Source organism: Micromonospora sp. NPDC051300 (assembly GCF_044455315.1).
Lineage (GTDB): Bacteria > Actinomycetota > Actinomycetes > Mycobacteriales > Micromonosporaceae > Micromonospora > Micromonospora robiginosa.
Map to the genome: position 1 here is coordinate 44,979 of NZ_JBITEP010000026.1, position 17,324 is coordinate 62,302.

14 protein-coding genes are annotated in these 17,324 nt (G+C 74.4%); 5 read left to right on the forward strand and 9 right to left on the reverse strand.

The genetic code is table 11. From position 1 onward, the window contains the following. Positions 1–12 precede the first annotated feature (12 nt). The 4 genes from ACIA5A_RS24275 to ACIA5A_RS24290 all read left to right on the forward strand — a co-directional run bounded on the left by ACIA5A_RS24275 (position 13) and on the right by ACIA5A_RS24290 (position 7,116). Positions 13–1,956, forward strand: coding sequence for an amylo-alpha-1,6-glucosidase (locus ACIA5A_RS24275; RefSeq protein WP_396766529.1), 1,944 nt, complete (start codon positions 13–15; stop codon positions 1,954–1,956). A gap of 130 nt (positions 1,957–2,086) precedes the next feature. Next, on the forward strand, positions 2,087–3,409 hold the full coding sequence (locus tag ACIA5A_RS24280) for a glycosyltransferase family 4 protein (protein ID WP_396766532.1): 1,323 nt from the start codon (positions 2,087–2,089) through the stop codon (positions 3,407–3,409). 74 nt (positions 3,410–3,483) lie between these two features. Then, the gene (locus ACIA5A_RS24285; protein ID WP_396766535.1) at positions 3,484–6,165 is read left to right on the forward strand and encodes a protein kinase; all 2,682 of its coding nucleotides are present in this window, start codon (positions 3,484–3,486) and stop codon (positions 6,163–6,165) included. A gap of 141 nt (positions 6,166–6,306) precedes the next feature. Continuing rightward, a complete protein-coding gene (locus tag ACIA5A_RS24290; RefSeq protein WP_396766538.1) occupies positions 6,307–7,116 on the forward strand; it encodes a metal-dependent hydrolase in 810 nt (269 codons plus the stop codon). 15 nt (positions 7,117–7,131) lie between these two features. On the opposite strand, the gene ACIA5A_RS24295 is transcribed toward ACIA5A_RS24290, so the two are convergent. From ACIA5A_RS24295 to ACIA5A_RS24335, 9 genes are all read right to left on the reverse strand, one after another. Beyond that, positions 7,132–7,854 carry a VOC family protein gene (locus tag ACIA5A_RS24295; protein ID WP_396766613.1) on the reverse strand — a complete coding sequence of 241 codons (723 nt, stop codon included), beginning with the start codon at positions 7,852–7,854 and terminating at the stop codon, positions 7,132–7,134. A gap of 134 nt (positions 7,855–7,988) precedes the next feature. After that, a complete protein-coding gene (locus ACIA5A_RS24300; protein WP_396766540.1) occupies positions 7,989–8,321 on the reverse strand; it encodes a TfoX/Sxy family protein in 333 nt (110 codons plus the stop codon). A 40-nt stretch (positions 8,322–8,361) separates the two neighbouring features. Continuing rightward, entirely contained in the window at positions 8,362–8,955 is a 594-nt protein-coding gene (locus ACIA5A_RS24305) for an NTP transferase domain-containing protein (RefSeq protein WP_396766543.1), read from the reverse strand. A 143-nt stretch (positions 8,956–9,098) separates the two neighbouring features. Beyond that, positions 9,099–10,802, reverse strand: coding sequence for a bifunctional 3'-5' exonuclease/DNA polymerase (locus ACIA5A_RS24310; RefSeq protein WP_396766545.1), 1,704 nt, complete (start codon positions 10,800–10,802; stop codon positions 9,099–9,101). Between the two features lie 109 nt (positions 10,803–10,911). Next, positions 10,912–11,868 (reverse strand): carbohydrate ABC transporter permease, encoded by a 957-nt coding sequence (locus tag ACIA5A_RS24315; RefSeq protein ID WP_396766547.1) that lies wholly within the window; start codon positions 11,866–11,868, stop codon positions 10,912–10,914. Between the two features lie 13 nt (positions 11,869–11,881). Next, positions 11,882–12,823, reverse strand: a complete 942-nt coding sequence (locus ACIA5A_RS24320) for a carbohydrate ABC transporter permease (RefSeq protein ID WP_396766549.1) — start codon at positions 12,821–12,823, stop codon at positions 11,882–11,884. Positions 12,824–12,845: 22 nt separating this feature from the next. Continuing rightward, on the reverse strand, positions 12,846–14,258 hold the full coding sequence (ngcE, locus tag ACIA5A_RS24325) for an N-acetylglucosamine/diacetylchitobiose ABC transporter substrate-binding protein (RefSeq protein WP_396766552.1): 1,413 nt from the start codon (positions 14,256–14,258) through the stop codon (positions 12,846–12,848). 24 nt (positions 14,259–14,282) lie between these two features. Next, on the reverse strand, positions 14,283–15,032 hold the full coding sequence (locus ACIA5A_RS24330; RefSeq protein WP_181569292.1) for an SIS domain-containing protein: 750 nt from the start codon (positions 15,030–15,032) through the stop codon (positions 14,283–14,285). Next, entirely contained in the window at positions 15,029–15,976 is a 948-nt protein-coding gene (locus ACIA5A_RS24335) for a MurR/RpiR family transcriptional regulator (RefSeq protein WP_396766555.1), read from the reverse strand. Before ACIA5A_RS24335 ends, ACIA5A_RS24330 begins: the two co-directional genes overlap by 4 nt. A 158-nt stretch (positions 15,977–16,134) precedes the next feature. Here ACIA5A_RS24335 and ACIA5A_RS24340 point away from each other — a divergent pair, with 158 nt between their 5' ends. Continuing rightward, entirely contained in the window at positions 16,135–17,124 is a 990-nt protein-coding gene (locus tag ACIA5A_RS24340; RefSeq protein ID WP_396766558.1) for an N-acetylglucosamine kinase, read from the forward strand. The last annotated feature ends 200 nt before the right edge of the window (positions 17,125–17,324 follow it).

Sequence of the window (17,324 nt, forward strand, 5' to 3'; positions counted from 1 at the left end):
GGTGGAGGAAAGTTGATCGACATCCGGTTCGGCCCGCAGGTCTGCGGGGAGCTGTCCGCCGCCGCCGGGCGGGAATGGCTGGTCACGGACGGGCTCGGTGGCTACGCCATGGGCACCGTGGCCGGGCTGCGCACCCGCCGCTACCACGGGTTGCTCGTGGTCCCGGGCGAGACGCCGGCGTCCCGCAAGGTGGGACTCGTGAGCCTCGACCCGGCGGTCACCCTGCCGTCGGGGCGACAGGTCCGGCTGGGCGCGCACGAGTGGTCCTCCGGGGTGGTCGACCCGCGCGGCTTCGAACTGCTGGAGCGCTTCGACCTGACCGACGGGGTGCCGCGCTGGCGGTGGCGGATCGGCGACACCGTGATCGAGCGGGAGATCGCCATGGCGTACGGCCGGTCCTGCGTCGCCGTGGTCCACCGGCTGGTCTCCGGCGGCCCGGTCCGGCTGGACCTGGCCGCGGCCTGCACCTGGCGCGACGCGCACGGCGAGCGGCGGGCCGACGGCCCCGCGCCCCGGCTGGAACCGGTCGCCGGCGGCGCGATCGTCGAGGGCGCGTTCCGGCTCGCCGGCCCGGACTGGACCCCGGAGGGGCAGTGGTGGCTCGGCGTCCGGCACCGGGCCGAGGCCGCCCGCGGCCTGAACCCGGACGAGGACCTCTGGTACACGGGCCGGTTCTCCGGCGCGCTGGACACCCCCGGCGCGACAGTGACGGTGCTGGCCTGGGCAAACGACCTGGCCGAGGAGCCGCCGCCGGCGACCGCCGTGGTGGAGGCGACCCGGCGGCGCAACCGCGCGGTGGTGGCCGCCGCCAAGCCCGACGACGCGGTCTCCGCGACGCTGGCGCTGGCCGCCGACGCGTTCGTGGTCCGCGGCGCGACCGGCCCGGACGTGGTGGCCGGCTACCCCTGGTTCGGCGCCTGGTCCCGGGACACGATGATCTCCTACGAGGGGCTGTTCCTCTGCACCAACCGCGCGGACGAGGGCCGGGAGCTGCTGCGGGCGTACGCGGGCACGCTGTCGGCGGGCATGCTGGCGAACACCGCCGACACCGGCCGGGTCGAGCACAACACGGTCGACGCCACGCTCTGGTTCCTGCACGCGGTGAGCCGGCACGTCACGGTCACCGGCGACACGGACCTCGGCGACGAGCTGCTGCCCGCGCTGCACGGGGTGGTCGAGGCCCACGTGACGGGCACCCGCTACGGCATCGGCGTCGACCCGGCCGACGGCCTGCTCACCCAGGGTGGCCCGCCGGACGTGGCGCTGACCTGGATGGACGCCCGGGTGTACGGGGTGCCGGTGACCCCGCGTACCGGCAAGCCGGTCGAGGTCAACGCGTTGTGGATCAACGGGCTGGCCGGGCTCGCCGAGCTGACCGAGCTGGCCGGGCGCGACGCCACCGCCCTGTGGGACCTGCACGGCCGGGCGACCGGCGCGTTCCGGGACCGGTTCCCCGCGCCGGCCGGCTGGCTGCACGACGTGGTGGACGCCCCGGCGCCCGCGTACCCGCTCGGCGGCGCCCCGCACCACGACGACGACCTGCTGCGCCCCAACCAGTTGCTCGCCTGGTCCCTGCCGTACGCGCCGCTGGAGCCGGACGAGGGCACGCTGCGCCGGCTCACCGAGGCGCTGTTCACCCCGCTCGGCCCGCGCAGCCTCGCCCCCGACTCCCCCGCCTTCACCGGCCGGCACCGGGGCGGCCCGGCCGAGCGGGACTCCGCCTACCACCAGGGCACGGTCTGGCCGTGGCTGACCGGGCCGCTGCTCGACGCGTACCGCAAGGCGGGCCTGCCCACCGCGGACCTGCTGGTCGGTCTGGAGGGGCACCTGGTCGAGGACGGCCTGGGCTCGGTCAGCGAGACCGCCGACGGCGCCGCGCCGCACGCGGCCACCGGCTGCCCGTTCCAGGCGTGGTCGGTGGCGGAGCTGCTGCGCGCGCGGCGGGGCCGCCGGTAACGCGTTACAGACCGGCAACCGGCGCGTCGCCGCCGGTTATCGACCCCTCGGCAGGATGGGACGCGACCCCGCCGGACACCCGCAGCGGTGCCGCCTCGGGCGGGGACGACCACAACTCCAAGGGGGCCGCGTGTCCGCTGACGCCGAAGTGATCGACATCCAGCCCGCCCGGCGCCTGCGGGTGCTGCTGCTCTCCTGGGAATACCCGCCCGTGCTGGTCGGCGGCCTCGGCCGGCACGTGCACGCGCTCTCCGTCGCCCTGGCCGCCGCCGGGCACGAGGTCACCGTCGTCACCCGGCACGCCGAGGGCGCGCCGCTGGAGGAGTACGCCGACGGCGTGCGGGTGCTGCGGGCCGCCGAGGATCCGGTCCGGTTCCCGCTCGCCACCGACTCGCTGCTGGCCTGGGCCATGGCGTTCAACCACACGCTCACCCGGACCGCCCTGCGGGCCGCCGGCGGCGGGTACGACGTGATCCACGCCCACGACTGGCTTGTCGCGCACACCGCCGTCACCCTGGCCGAGCACCTGGACGTGCCGCTGGTCACCACCATCCACGCCACCGAGGCCGGCCGGCACCAGGGCTGGCTGCCCGGGGAGATGAACCGCACCATCCACGGCGTCGAGCACTGGCTGAGCAACGCCTCGGCCCGGGTGATCGCCTGCTCCGGCTACATGCGCGACCAGGTGTCGCGGCTGTTCGACGTGCCGGTCGGGCGGGTCGACGTGGTGGCCAACGGCGTGGACGACCGGGCCTGGCGGGCCCGCCCGCACGCGGTCGCCTCGGCCCGGGCGCGCTTCGCCGGGCGCGGGCCGCTGGTCGGGTACGCCGGCCGGCTGGTCTACGAGAAGGGCGTGCAGCACCTGGTGGACGCCGTGCCGCGGCTGGCCGACCGGCACCCGGGGCTGCGGGTGGTGATCGCCGGAGACGGCCCGTACCGGGACGAGCTGGTCGCCCGGGCGCACCGGCTGCGCCTGGGCGACACGGTCCGCTTCGCCGGTTTCCTGGACGCCGGCCAGCTCCCCGCGGTGCTCGCCGCCACCGACGCCACAGTGGTCCCGAGCCTCTACGAGCCGTTCGGCATGATCGCCCTGGAGGCGGCTGCGGCCGGCGCGCCGCTGGCGGTGGCCCGCACCGGCGGGCTGGCCGAGATCGTCGAGCCGGGGGTGACCGGGGTGACGTTCCCGCACGGCGACGCCGAGGCGCTGGCCGGCGCCGTCGACCGGCTGCTCGGCGACGAGGTCTTCGCCCGTCGGGTGGCGCGCAGGGCGCGCCAGATGGTCAGCCGGCACTACGCCTGGTCGGCCATCGCGGCCCGCACCGCCGTCAGTTATGCCGCCGCCCGCCGGGAGCACCACCCGTTCCAGGCCCGCCGGGCCGCCGCGTTGCTGGCCGGCGGCCGTCCGGCGATCGCCATTCCGGACGGAAACCTGCTGGCCGGCGCGGCGAGCTGAGGCCCGCCGCCCTGATGGGATAGGTCCGACCCGATCCGTTGGCTATTGTGGACCAACCAGCGGTGAGGAGTGCGGTGCGGGAAGTGGTGATCGCCGGACGGTACCGCCTGATCGATCTGGTCGGCCGCGGCGGGATGGGCCAGGTCTGGCGAGCCCGGGACGAGGAGCTTCAGCGCGAGGTCGCGGTGAAGCAGGTCCTGCCGCCGAACTGGCTCGCCGAGAGCGAGCGCGACGAGCTTCGGGCCCGCACGCTGCGCGAGGCCCGCACGGCCGCCCGCCTCAACCACCCCAACGTGGTCCGGGTCTACGACGTGGTCCGGGTCAACGGCGACCCGTGGCTGATCATGGAGTACGTCCCGTCGCGATCGTTGCAGGAGATCATCGAGACCGACGGCCCGCTGCCGCCCCGCCGGGCCGCCGAGATCGGGGTGGCGGTGCACGCCGCGCTGCGCGCCGCCCACCGGGCCGGGGTGCTGCACCGCGACGTGAAACCCGCGAACGTGCTGCTGGCCCTGGACGGGCGGGTGCTGCTCACCGACTTCGGACTGGCCGTGTTCGAGGGCGGCGACGGCGCGATGACCCGTCCCGGCCTGGTCCTCGGCTCCCCGCAGTACGTCGCCCCGGAGCGCGCGGCCGAGAGCGTGTCAAGCGTCGAGGCGGACCTGTGGTCGCTGGGCGCCACCCTGCACGCCGCCGTGGAGGGCCGCTCCCCGTACGCCCGCAGCACCGCGATGGCCACGCTGGCGGCGCTGGCCAGCCAACCCCCGGACCCGGCGCCGCACGCCGGACCGCTGATGCCGGTGCTGGTGGGGCTGCTCCGCCGGGACCCGCGCAACCGGCTCGGCCACGACGACATCGCCCGGCTGCTCGCCGGCGCCGCCGAACCGCCGGCCGTCACGCCGGACCGGCCTGGCGCCCACGCCGAGCCGGACCGGGCCGACGCGGGCGCGGCGTCCGGGCCGCGCGTGACCGGGCCGGCCGTTCCGCCGCTGAGCGGCTCCCGCATCGGCATTCCACCGGTGCCCCGGTCCGGATCGGCGGTCCCGCCGCTGAGCGGCTCCAGCATCGCCGTGCCACCGGTGTCGCGGTCCGCATCGACGGTCCCGCCCCCGGAGCCGACCGCGCCCGCCGCCTCCGGGACGGCTGTCGGACGCGCCGTTGCGCCGGGGCGCGCGGTCGGATCACCCGGCTCCCCGGTGGCCGGGCGGTCGGCCGCCGGGCCCGGGACCGGCGATCCGGAGACGGACCGTCCCGGACACGCCGGTCCGGGGACGGACCGCTCCGGGGCCGCCGGTCCGGCGCGCGGCGGGCCGGCGGCCCCGGCGGGTCCGGGCCGCCTCGAACCGGACGGCTGGGACGCCTGGGATCACACGACCGGCTGGGACGGAACCGACGGCGGCTGGGACCGGACCACCGGCTGGGGCGGCCCGGACGACGGGGATGCCCCGGACGCAGCCGAACGCCCGACAGTCGGCTATCCGGACCTGATGCCACCGGCCGCCGCCGCCCGCGCCTGGAGCCGGGCGGCCCGGCGCAGCGAGTGGGAACGACCGGACGAGGCCGACCCGGGCCCGTCCGACGGCGCGGAGGATCACCGCGCCGACGGGCCCGACCGACCGGCCGGCGGCGGGACGCCCCGGGACACGCCCCAGCGGCCGGTCGGTGGGCTGGGCCCCACGGTCCTCACCAGCTTCGTGGACCCGGGCAACCCCGCCGGACCGGAGGGTCCGGCGGCGCGGGCCGACGCCGCCAGCCCGGTGCACACCCCCTCACCGGGGGGCGTCCCCCCGCCGACTCCGCCCCCGGTCGCCACCGGACGCCCGTCCGACGGCGGTCGGCTGCGCGACGCGGCGGGCAGCGGCGCGCTCGGCGACGACCCGGCACGAGGCGGGGCGCGACGTGGCGTACCCGGGCCCGGCGCTCCGGTCCCGGGGGTGCGCCCGCCGCACGGTGGGCCGACGCCCGGCGTGCGCGCGCCGCACGAGGACGCCGGCCGGGAGGGGGGCGACGACGGCGCCCCACCCGCCGACCGCGACGACCGCGGCCGGAGGACCACCCGGCGCTGGGGCTTCACCGCGGGCGCGGTGCTGCTGGCCGTGCTGGCCGGCGTCGGCGCCGCGTTCGCCGTGGACCGCGACCACCCGTCCGACCCTGAGCGGCACGGCGAGCCCGTCGGTCAGCCCTGGGAGCACCCGGGCGGGCCGCCCGGCGGCGGTCCGGGCGGGCCACCGCCACCACCGTTCCCGTGCATCCGGCCGGACGTGGCGGGCACCCCGGTGCAGAAGGGCCCGCCGCCGGCCGACCCGGCGGTGACCGTGCCCGCCGGTTGGGTGTGGCCCGCCGACACCGGCGGGTTCCACATCGCCCTGCCGGCCGGCTGGCTCCAGCTCCGCTCCGGCGACACCACCTGCTTCCAGGACCCGGTCACCCGGCGCATCCTGGGTGTCGAGCCCTACCCGGGCGGGGACCCGGTCGGTCGGCTGCGCTCGGCCGAGCGGGACCTCACCTCCGCCGGGCGTCTCCTGCGATACGAGAAGGTCCGGCTCACCGCCGACGGCGACGGCGCGGTGTGGGAGTGCCGCTGGACCGCGCCGTACGGGGAGCGCATGCACGCGCTGCGGGTGCTGCCCGGCGAGGAGGCCGGTTGGACGCTGGGCCTGACCACCTCGGACGCCGACTGGGCCGCCGCCGACGAGCAGTTCGCGCTGATCCGCGACAGCATCCGGCCGATCCGGCCCACCCGCACGGCGGGGTGACCGGGGGCGCGTCCCATCGCCGACAGTCGGCACCACCACGCCCACCTGTGCCGACATACTTCGTGATGCCCCGCCGTCGCACCGACTGACTACAGTGGCGTAGTTTCTGTCGATCAAGATCTCTGGGGAGGGCGAGCCGAGATGATGGGACCGTCCCACGCGCTGTCCGGCGCGGCGGTGTGGCTGACCGGCTCCTGGGCGCTGGACCAGTTCGCCGACTATCACCAGACGCCGCTGGCGCTGGCGGTGGGGACCGCGGTCTGCGCGGGCGGGGCGCTCTTTCCCGACCTCGACCTCTCCGGCAAGGTCACCCGCAACCAGGGCGGCGCCACCGTGGCCCGGACGTTCGGCGTGTTCAGCCTCTTCGTCGCCGAGGTGATGGAGAAGATCTCGCTCGGCGTCTACTACGCGACGAAGCTGAGCAAGGACCCGCGCCGCAACAACGGGCACCGCACGCTGACCCACACCGTGCCGTTCACGGTGCTGGTCGGCTGGGGCACCACCGCGCTCTGCGCCCACTACGGCAAGTGGGCGGTGGTCAGCATCCTGTTCTTCATGATCGGTCTGGCGCTGCGCGGCCTGTTCGACGAGTGGGCCGAGCGGGCCGGCTGGGTGGTGGTCACGCTGGTGTCGGCCGCCACGGCCTGGTTCACCTTCGCCAACCTGCCCGGCGACCGGGGCTATCCGATGATCGGTCTGGCCGTCGGGGTGGGCTGCTTCGTGCACATCCTCGGCGACATGATCACCCGGGCGGGCGTGCCGATCCTCTGGCCCATCCCGATCAGACGGCGGATGTGGACGATGATCGGGCTGCCCAACAGCATCGCGTTGCGCACCGGCAGCAAGGCCGAGACGGTGGTGCTGCGGGGGGCGTTGACCGTGCTGGCCGTGCTCGCCGCGCTGGGCCTGGTCGCACCCTCGGTGCTGCAACGCTTCGACATCCAGGTGTGACGCGCCCGGCCCGCGTCAGCGGGGCGTGAGCACGCAGAACTCGTTGCCGTCGGGATCGGCCAGCACCACGTCGTCGGCGGTGTGCCGGCCGACGCCGACCCGGGTCGCCCCGAGCGCGAGCAGCCGGGCGACCTCCGCCTCCCGGTCGTCGCCGACCGGCGGCGCGAGGTCCAGGTGGATGCGGTCGCGGCCGTGCCGGGGCAGCAGCGGCGGACCGCTCCAGGTGATCTTCGCGCCGCCCCGAGGCGACTGGATCGCGGTCTCCTCGTCCTGGTCCCAGACCAGCGGCCAGCCCAGCGCCTCGTGCCAGAAGTAGCCGACCGCCTGGGAGCCGTCGCAGTTGACCGCGCCGACGAATCCGCAGCCGGCGAGGAAGCTGTTGCCCGCCTCGACGACGCAGAACTCGTTGCCCTCGCCGTCGGCGAGCACCACGTGCCCCTCGTCGCCTCGCTGGCCGACGTCGGCGTGGCGCCCGCCCAGCCCGATCGCCCGGGTCACCGTCTCCCGCTGGCCCTGCGGCGAGGCGCTGGTCAGGTCGAAGTGGATGCGGTTCTGCCCGACCTTCGGCGTGTCCGCCGGCAGGAACCGGATGCGGAGACCGGCGTCGCCGTCGGGCCGCAGCGCGAGCCCGTCACGCGGGTCGTCGGCCAGGTCCCGGCCGAGCAGCCCGGCCCAGAAGCCGGCGAGCCGCAGCGGCTCCCGCGCGTCGACACTGATCGCGAAGAGGTGACTCGTCATCGCGGCGTTCATCTCCGATCCGCTGCCCGGACCGACGGCGGCCCGGCCGGCCACGCGGGCAGCGACCCGGCCGGCTGGGCGCCGAGCGTAGGACGCGAGGGCCGGCGGCGCAGCCGATTAACCGGGCGGGCGGGTCACTTCGCGGGCAGGCCGGCGGCCGCGCGGACCCCCCGGTCGACCCACCGGGCCAGGTCGGCGTCGCGCGCGCAGGCCGACGGATCGACGGTGACCCAGCCGCGCATCGGCCGCCCGCGCATCACGGTCGCCTCGGCGCCGGGCTCGGCGAGCGCGACCGCGGACTCGCCCGGGTCGACGCGCACCATCAGCCCGCCCGCGCCCCGGATCACCACGGCCATGTTGCCGCGCAGCATCATCGCCAGGCCGCCGAACATGCGTCGTTCGTCGACGCCGGGCTCCCGCCCGACCAGCTCCCGCACCCGGTCCGCCAGATCCTCGTCGTACGCCACAGGGGCATCCTGACAGCCGGGTCCGACACCGAGCGGTCGGTCAGGCGCCGATGCGCTGCTCGGGCACCGACAGGCCGTAGAGCGCCATCAGCTCGGGGCTGTCGATCCGGCTACCGTCGGCCACCGTGTCGCAGGCGATGTCGACGATCTGGTCCTTGTGCGCCAGCAGGTAGGGCCGGGCGCCGACGTCGGCGCTGGCCAGCGTGGCGATGCCGGGCCAGTGCCGGCGGCCGAAGAGCATCGGGTAGTTGCGCAGTCCCTCGTAGGTGGCGCAGACCAGCGCGTCCGGGTAGGGCAGGGCGGTCACCCGCCGCACCGCCGCGGCGGTGAGCCCGGGCATGTCCACCGGCACCACGACGACCGCCTCGATGTCGTCGTCGGTCAACGCGGCGAGCCCGGCCCGGATGGAGGAGCCGACGCCGGTCCCCCAGGCCCGGTTGACCACGACCGTGGCGCCGGTCAGGTCGGTGGTCCGCCGCACCTGCTCGGCCGCCGCGCCGAGCACGACCACGACCTGCGCGCAGCCGGCCTCGGCCATGGTGTCGACCATCCGGCTGACCAGCGGCTTCTCGCCCTGGTGCAGCAGCGCCTCGGGTCCGCCGATGCGGCGTCCGCCACCAGCGGCGATGATCATTGCAGCGATCCGGTTCAGCGGTGCCCCCTCGACCAGGGGGACGGACCGGGCACAGCAGCGCCCGGTCCGTCCCGTCGTACGCACATGGGGCCCAACGAGCGCGCGCGGGAGCGGGTAGCGGGGCAAAACGGGAAATTGTGTGACTATGCCGCGTCGGCGTAACAGTCCACGGTGGACAGGTCGAGCGGGAACCGTACCGGGGTGTCGCCGAACAGCAGCCGGGTGGCCCGCGCGCCGGCGGCGGCGACCGCCTCGGTGACCGCCGCCGCCTCCTCGACCGGGCAGTGCACCATCACCTCGTCGTGCTGGAAGAAGACCAGCTCACCTGCGGTGCCGGCCAACTCGGTGCGGAGCGTGGCCAGCAGCGTCGAGGCCCACTCGGCGGCGGTGGCCTGGATGACGAAGTTGCGGGTGAACCGCCCCCGGGAGCGGGCCGCGCGCGCCGACGGGCTGTGCGGTTCCGCCTCGCCGTCCGGTGCCGGCTCGTCCCCGTCGGCGAACCCCACCGCGCCCGGCGGGCAGGTGCGACCCAACCACGACCGGACCAACCCGCCCGCCTCACCGGTGCGCGCCGCCGCCTCGACGTAGCCGAACGCCGTCGGGTAGCTCCTCCGCAGCACCGCCAGCGCCGGCACCGCAGCGCCGCCGGTCTGGCCGTACATCGCGCCGAGCAGCGCCACCTTGGCCCGCGCCCGGTCACCGCCGAAGGCGTCCCGGGCCAGCGCCGCGTAGAGGTCGCCGGCGCCACCGGCGGCGGCCAGCCGCTCGTCCCCGGAGACCGCGGCGAGCACCCGCGGTTCGAGCTGACCCGCGTCGGCCACCACGAACGTCCACCCCGGGTCCGCCACCACCGCCCGCCGGATCACCTTCGGGATCTGCAACGCGCCGCCGCCCCGCGTCGCCCACCGACCGGAGACCACGCCGCCGGGCACGTACTCCGGGTGGAACCGGCCGCCGGACACCCAGGCGTCGCGCCAGGCCCAGCCGTGCGCCGTCCAGATCCGGTAGAGCTCCTTGTATTCCAGGACCAGCGGCACCGCCGGGTGCTCCACCCCGCGCAGCACCCAGGCCCGGGTGTTCGGCAGCTCCACGCCCGCCCGGGCGAACGCCCGCAACAGCTCCGCCGGCGAGTCGGCGTGCAACCGGCGTACGCCGAACGCGGCGGCGATCCGAGCCTGGAGATCGGCCAGCCGGCGCGGCGGCCCGCCCACCGGGGACGCCTCGCCGAGCAGCTCGGCCAGGATCGCGTCGTGCACGTCGACCCGCCACGGCAGGCCGGCGGCGCCCATCTCGGCGGCGACCAGCGCGCCGGCCGACTCGGCGGCCACCAGCAGGCGGAACCGGCCGGGCTGTGCGGTCGCGGCGATCCGGGCGAGCTGGTCGGCGTACACCCGGGTCAACGCCGCGATGCCCGGACCCGGCGGGCCGGACGGCGCGTCGAAGAGCGCGACCTGGCCGTGGCCCGGCGGCTCCGGCGCCCGGGGCGCCGGGTCCGGCGGGACCGGCGCGCCGGTCAGCCGGGCCCAGGCGGCGGGCAACCCGCGCGGCTCGCCCCAGCGGCCGGCGTGCCCGAGCAGCAACGCCTCGGTCAGCTCGACGTCGTGGCAGCGGTCGAGCCGGACCCCGGCGCGCAGCAGCGCCGGGTAGACGCCCGCCCCGGCCGCCCACACCCAGCGGGGCCACTCGGCGGCCTCACGCGCGGCGACCGCGGCGGCCAGGTCGACCACCTCCTCGGCCGGACCGGCCGGGCGGCCGTCGGCGTGCAGCGGTTGCAGCACGCCGCCGCCCCGCTCGTCCGCCACCACCGCCACCACCACAAACGCGATTCTGCCTCCCTCCACCGACACGCTGCGCGGGTAAGGAGGGGCCCCTTGTTAACGCCTGCGGTAGAGAAGGGGCACCTTCTCACCACGACGTGTTAAAAGGGGGCCCCTCCTTACCCGCAACCGCGCGCGGCTACTTGCCGACGCCGGCGGTGAGGCCGGACTGCACCTGACGCTGGAAGACGATGTACACGATCAGCACCGGCAGCATCGCCATCGTGACCCCGGCGAACAATCCGGACCAGTCGGACTTGTAGCCCTGGTTGACCGACAGCTCGATCAGCCCCTGCGCGATCACCTGGTGCTTCGGCTCACCGGCCACCGACTGCATGAGCAGCGTCGGCAGGTACCACTGGTTCCACTGGCCGAGCACGTTGAAGATGCCGATGCTGATCAGGCCCGGCTTGGCCATCGGCAGCATCACGCTGAAGAACGTCCGGGTGTGCGACGCCCCGTCGACCTGGGCCGCCTCGGCGATCGAGTCGGGCAGCGTCCGGAAGAACGAGTGCATGAAGAAGATCGTGAACGACAGCGACCAGGCCACGTAGACCAGGATCAGCATCAGGTGCTTGTTCGGGCCGAGCAGCGGGAAGCTGATCCCGGTGTTGTAGACGCCCTTGAACAGCGGCACCGCCGCCAGATAGATCGGCAGGGTCAGCCCGGACAGGAACATGTAGTAGATCAACCGGTTGCCCCGGAACTCGAACCGCGCCAGCGCGTACGCGGCCATCGAGCCGAGCAGCATGGTCAGCGTGACGCTGCCGACCAGCACCAGCACCGTGTTCAGGAAGAACGCGCCGAGGTGCCCCTCGGTCCAGGCCCGCCCGAAGTTCTCCCAGTGCAGCTTGTCCGGGATCAGCGAGAGCGGCTTCCGAATCACCTCGGAGTCGTCCTTGAACGACGACATCACCACCCACAGCAGCGGGTAGATGACCATCAGCGTCCACACCACGAGGAACACGTGGGAGAAGCCGTTGAAGATCCGGGAGCCGACACCGCCGCGGTGCCGCTCCCCCCGGCGTACGGGGGCCGGGGCGGACCCGGTGGCGGCCTTGTCGGCCCGGTCGAGACGGTGCGTCGCCGTGCTCATCGCCGCGCCTCCTTCAGTACTCGATACGGTCACGACGGGTGATCCTCAGCTGCAGCGCGGCGAGCAGGATCGTGAAGATGGCCAGCGCGACACCCATCGCGCAGGCGTAGCCGAACTGGCCCTTCTGGAACGCGGTGAAGTTGAGCACCGACGCGAAGATCTCGCTGGCGTGGTTCGGCCCGCCCTGGCTCGGCGTCATGACGAAGACCAGCGCGTACATGTCCAGCGCGATGAAGCCGAGGTAGACCCAGGCGACCGAGATGGTGTCGCGCAGCAGCGGCAGGGTCACCTTGAAGAACGTGTGGAACCGCCCCGCGCCGTCGAGGATGGCGGCCTCGTAGATGTCCTTCGGGATGGACTGCATGGCCGCGGAGAAGAGCACCATGTAGAAACCCGCGCCGCTCCACACCGCGATGAGCAGCAGCCACCAGAGCACCGCCGGGATGCCGAGGAACGGCTCCGGGTCGGCGGTGAACGCGATCGGGTTGTCCGCGTCCACCAGGCCGACCTTGATCAGCAGCCCGTTGATCAGCCCCTGCTCGTCGCTGCGGTAGATCTGCTGCCACATCACCGCGACCACGACCAGCGAGAGCACCTGTGGGAAGAAGAAGATGACCTTGTAGAGGCCGCTTCCGAACACCCCGCGGATGCCGGCCCTGTCCTCGCGCCCGCCCACGTTGAGCAGGAACGCGAGGAGCAGGGCCAGCCCGATGGTGAACAGCGGCACGGTGACCAGGAAGAAAACGTTGTGCCAGAACGCCTTCCGGATCAGTTCGTCGGAGAACAGCCGGACGTAGTTGTCCAGCCCGACGAAGCGCTGGGAGTCCGAGTACCCACCCCAGTCGGTCAACGAGTACCCGGCCGCCTGCGCGAACGGCCACACCACGTAGAACAGGTACAGCGCGACGGGCAGGGCCAGGAAGCCCGTGACGAAACGCGCGACTCCGTGCCGCATTTGACTCACTTCCTCGACGAGATCAGGCGGTGCGGGTCTGCTTCTTGATCGACGAGTCCTTGGCGACCTTGTCGGCGGCCGCCTGCATCTTGTCGACGAACTGCTGGGCGGTGAGCCGGCCGGCGAAGAGCTCCTCGGAGAGGTTCTGGCTCTCCTTGTCCAGGTCGGCGTAGAAGTCCGGGAACTTGACCGAGATCAGGTCCGAGCTGCCACCCTTCACCAGGGCGTTGGCCGAGGCGAGCGCGCTGTCCTGGACCTTGTCGCCGGAGCCCTTGGTCGAGGCCAGCGACTTGGTCAGCTCGGCGAACTTCGCCGAGCCCTCCTTGGACAGGATGGCCCGCAGGAACTCCTTGGCGGCCGCCTTGTTCGGCGCCTTGCTGGGCACCACGAAGCCCTCGCCGGAGGAGGCGAAGACGTCCTTGGCGGCCTTGTCGCCGCTGTTGCTCCAGTAGTCCGAGATGGTCAGCTCGAAGCCCGGCGGGATGGTCGCCGCCATCTCGTTCTTCAGCCACGTGCCGACCTGGATGAACGCGGCCTTGCCGTCCAGCCACGCCTGCTGCGACTGGGTGTGGTTGAGCTTGCCCGGCAGCAGCAGCTTGTCCTTGACCAGCTTCTCCCAGGGCTGGAGCGCGGCGACGATGCCGTCGGCCTTCCAGGCGCCGTCCTTCAGGTTGTCGATGTCGATGACGGCCTGCTTGCCGACCGCCTTCCAGATGCTGGCGAACAGGCCCCAGCGCGGGTAGTAGCCGTGGATGGCGTCGTGCACGTACGGCGCCATGCCCTTGGCCTTGATCTTCGGCGCCAGGGCGAAGAACTCGTCCCAGGTCGTCGGCGCCGTCCAGCCCTCCTTCTTGAACAGGGCGGCGTTGTACCAGTTGCCCCAGACCGTGTAGGCCACGTTCACCACGTAGAACTTGCCGTTCTGGGTGCCGTCGCCGACCGTGCCCGGCAGCAGCGAGTCGCCGACCGTCCCCTCACCGTCCCAGGCGGGCGCGGTGAGCAGGTCGTCGAGCGGCTCGATGGCGCCCTCGTTGATCAGCGTGCTGCGGTCCATCATGTCGGCGCCCGAGTTCATCACCAGGTCGCTCGGCTGGGTCGCCATCTTCGGCTGCTCTTCGGTCTTGATCTTCTGGGTCGAAGACATGTTGACCGTGACCTTGGGGTGCTTGGCGTTGAAGACGACGGTGTCCTCCTTGGCCCACTGGTCGCCCAGCCCACCGTTGAAGACCACCACCTTGACGGCGCTGTCGTCCTTGACGCCGAACGGGTTGTCCTTGCTCTTGGCCGCGCCGCCGCCGCTGTCGGACTTGCTCGGCTCACTGCCGGCGCAGGCGCTGAGCAGACCGGCCGCCGGAACGGCCAGCAGGCCCGCCGCGCCGGCGCGCTGCAGCAGGGTCCGACGGCTGAGGTCGGACTTCTCGGGGGTAACCGACATGGTGTCTCTCCTTGTGGTGTCGGGTCAGGCGGTCCGCCGGAGGCGCCCGGCGTACCGCGACTCGAGGGCGAGGTTGTGCTCGTCCCCACCGGGGACGTTGGCGGAGAGGTAGATAGGGGGTACCTCTCCGGCCTGGTGGAACCGTCGTACGACCTCGGCGGTCAGCAACTGCGCCAGCAGCGCCGCGGTGACCGAGGAGACCGCACAGACCGCGCCGCCGCCCTCGAGCGGCAGCAGTGCGTCGCCGTACGGCGCGCCGTTGTCCAGCACGACGTCGGCGAGGTCGGCGAGCCGGTGCCCGGAGGGGTGCCGAGGGGCGACCCGGGCGGTGTGCTCGACCGAGGTGACCGCGATCAACGGATGACCGCCGCGCTTGACGAGCGTCGCCAGCTCGACCACCGAGCCGTTGATGCCGGACTGCGAGGCGACCACGAACACGTCCTCCGGCTGCGGCGCCGCGAGGGCGTAGAGCCGGTGCGCCACCTCCGGGTCGCGTTCCAGCTTGGGGTCGGCGAGCACGTCGCGGGGCGCGTCGCCGTGCAGCACGAGGTCGTGCAGGGAGAGTCGGTTGGTGGGGACCAGACCGCCGGCGCGCGCCACCAGCTCGGCGGCGAACGCCTCGGAGTGACCGGCGCCGAACGCCTGGAGGACGCCGCCGGCACGCAGGCCGCCGGCGATCAGGTCCGCCGCCCGGTCCACCGCGACGGCCTGGCTGTCCACCAGGCGGTCGAGCACCGGGCGGACGGCGTCCGCGTACCGCTGGGCACTGATCATGAGAGGGACCCCTTCGCGGCCTTGTGCCCGTCGACGGCCTGGGCGGTACGCCGGAAGGCCGCGTGGGCGCGGTCGTGGGTGCGCTGCGCCACTGCGATGTAGAGCAGGTCGAGCACCACGAGCTGCGGGTGCCGGGCGGAGAGCGCGTCCGGTCGGAAGGTCGTCGCCTGGCTGGCGGTGACCAGGACGATGTCGGCGAGCTCGGCCAGCGGCGAGCGGGGGAAGCCGGTCAGCGCGACGGTGGTCGCCCCGCGACTGCCGGCCTCGGCGAGCAGCTCGATGGTCTCCCGGGTCTGGCCGGTGTGCGAGATGCCGAGCGCGACGTCGCCGGCACCGAGCAGCGCGGCGCTGGCCAGCCCCTCGTGCACGTCGCTCCAGGCCCAGGCCGCGACCCCGATGCGGTGCAGGCTGAACTGCATCTCCTCGCCGACCAGGGCGCTGCCGCTGGCGCCGAAGATGTTCACCCGGTTGGCGCCGGCGATGGCCACCGCCGCCCGTTCCACCTCGGTCAGGTCGAGCAGCGCGGCGGTGTCGTGCATGGCGCGGGTGTCGGCGGCCATGATCTGGTCGAGCACCCGGGACAGCGGGTCACCGGGCTGGATCTCCCGGCCGATGTCCACGGTCCAGCCGGCGGAGCGGGCCCGGCCGGTCTCGGCGGCGATGCCGAGCCGCAGGTCGGCGTAGCCTTCGAAGCCCATCGCCCGGCAGAACCGGGTGATGGTCGCCGGCGAGGTGCCACTCCGCTCGGCCAGCTCCACGATTGTCGCCCGGGCCGCCGCCTCCGGGTCGCTGAGCACGTGCTCGGCGACCCGGCGCAACGCCCCGGTCAGCTCACCCACGCCGGCCCGAACCCTGGCCAGCACCCCGTCGACGCCCCGCCGGTCGACCGGAGCGGCATCGACCACCGCGGTCGCCGCGGAGGTCTCGGCGTCGTGCTCGGCCATCGGCGGGAACCTTTCGGAAAAGAGTGTTAACTGTTAGTGGTAAAAGTTCTTACTGAAGGGCCCTCCGTGTCAAGAGCGTGGGCGAAGTTTTCAAACTGTTACCTGGCACACCAGCGCGATCTTGCGCCGGACCCACCTGGGCGGCCAGCATGAGGACCATGTCGGACACCGTCGTGGTCGGCCTCGACGTCGGGGGCACGTCCACCCGCGCCACCGCCCTGGGCCTCGACGGGGCCCGCCTGGGCGCCGGCCGCGCCGGCGGCGGCAACCCGACCAGCCACGGCGCCGAGCGGGCCGCCGCCGAACTGCTCGCCGCCCTGCGCGCGGCGCTCGCCGACGTCGACCCGACCCGGGTACGCGCCGGCACGATCGGCCTCGCGGGTGCCGGCCGCCTCCTGGCCGACCCGCAGGGGCGCGCCGCGTTCGACCGGGCCTGGGCCGAGGCGGGACTGCGCTGCCCGTACACGGTGCACGGCGACGCCCTGGTCGCCTACGCCTCCGGCACCGCCGCCCCGGACGGCACCGTGCTCGTCGCCGGCACCGGCGCGATCGCCGCCCAGGTCCGCGACCTGCGCCTGGACCGCACCGCCGACGGCCACGGCTGGCTGCTCGGCGACGCCGGCTCCGGCTTCTGGCTCGGCCGGGAGGCGGTCCGCCGGCTGCTCGCCGACCTGGACCGCGCCGACACCCCCGGCGAACTGGGCCGCCAGGTGCTGGCGGAGCTGACCGGCACCACCGAGGTGGCCGCCCGCCCCCGGGCGACGGTCGACGCCGTGGTGCAGGCGGTCACCCGGTGTCCCCCGGTGGAACTGGCCCGCTTCGCGCCACTTGTCGTCGCGGCGGCCCGCGCGGGCGAGCCGACCGGCACCGCCCTGGTCGCCGACGCCGCCGCGCTGCTGGCCGAGAGCGTGTCCCGGATCCGGCACGCCGGCGCGGCCGACCCCGTGGTGCTCGGCGGCGGCCTGCTCACCGGCGACACCCCGCTGGCCGACGCCGTCCGGGCCGAACTGGCCCGCCGCTGGCCGGACGCCCCGCTGCACAGTGCCGGGGACGGCGCCGCCGCGGCGGCCTGGCTCGCCGCCCACGACCTGCCCGAGGTGACCGACCCGACCGCGCTGCACGCCCGGCTCGTCCCGCCGCCCGCCTGACCCGCGCCCCGCGCCCCGCGCCCCGCGCCCCGCGCCCCGCGCCCCGCGCCCCGCGCCCCGCGCCCCGCGCCCCGCGCCCCGCGCCCCGCGCCCCGCGCCGACGGATGGTAGCTCTCCGCCTCCCTTTGGAGCTGAGAGCAGGTACGACTCACCACGGTCGAAGGGCAGTAGCGGCGGGTGAGTCGTTCCCGCTCTCAGCT

What these genes read in the sequence shown, in the direction of transcription:
- ACIA5A_RS24315 (WP_396766547.1), bottom strand. Translation starts at nt 11,868, where the DNA reads ATGAGCACGGCGACGCACCGTCTCGACCGGGCCGACAAGGCCGCCACC.
- ngcE (WP_396766552.1), bottom strand. Translation starts at nt 14,258, where the DNA reads ATGTCGGTTACCCCCGAGAAGTCCGACCTCAGCCGTCGGACCCTGCTG.
- ACIA5A_RS24305 (WP_396766543.1), bottom strand. Translation starts at nt 8,955, where the DNA reads ATGATCATCGCCGCTGGTGGCGGACGCCGCATCGGCGGACCCGAGGCG.
- ACIA5A_RS24320 (WP_396766549.1), bottom strand. Translation starts at nt 12,823, where the DNA reads ATGCGGCACGGAGTCGCGCGTTTCGTCACGGGCTTCCTGGCCCTGCCC.
- ACIA5A_RS24340 (WP_396766558.1), top strand. Translation starts at nt 16,135, where the DNA reads ATGTCGGACACCGTCGTGGTCGGCCTCGACGTCGGGGGCACGTCCACC.
- ACIA5A_RS24290 (WP_396766538.1), top strand. Translation starts at nt 6,307, where the DNA reads ATGATGGGACCGTCCCACGCGCTGTCCGGCGCGGCGGTGTGGCTGACC.
- ACIA5A_RS24295 (WP_396766613.1), bottom strand. Translation starts at nt 7,854, where the DNA reads ATGACGAGTCACCTCTTCGCGATCAGTGTCGACGCGCGGGAGCCGCTG.
- ACIA5A_RS24335 (WP_396766555.1), bottom strand. Translation starts at nt 15,976, where the DNA reads ATGGCCGAGCACGACGCCGAGACCTCCGCGGCGACCGCGGTGGTCGAT.
- ACIA5A_RS24330 (WP_181569292.1), bottom strand. Translation starts at nt 15,032, where the DNA reads ATGATCAGTGCCCAGCGGTACGCGGACGCCGTCCGCCCGGTGCTCGAC.